The organism is Pseudomonas sp. SDT291_1_S447 (genome assembly GCF_054070155.1).
In genome coordinates, this window is record NZ_JBSVXS010000481.1 from 1 (window position 1) to 212 (window position 212).

The 212-nt window shown below is 62.3% G+C and carries 1 protein-coding gene; it reads left to right on the top strand.

Going from position 1 to position 212, the window contains the following annotated elements:
• Positions 1-212, top strand: a 212-nt coding sequence (locus ACW9IR_RS30460) for a HAMP domain-containing protein (protein ID WP_457466331.1), incomplete at both ends; no start/stop codon positions are given.

The window sequence follows — 212 nt, forward strand, 5'->3', positions numbered from 1 at the left end:
CGACTTGAGCGCACGCCTGAGTGTGTCCAGCCATGACGAAATCGGTCAACTGGCGCGCAGCTTCAACCAGATGGGTGAAGCGCTGTCGACCATGGTCTCGCATATCCGCAAGGCGGCCGAAGAGGTCAACAGCCGCGCCCAGGCGTTGTCCGGGTTGTCCGGTGGTGCGTATGAAGGCATGGAGCAGCAGTCCGGCGAGATCACCAGCATGG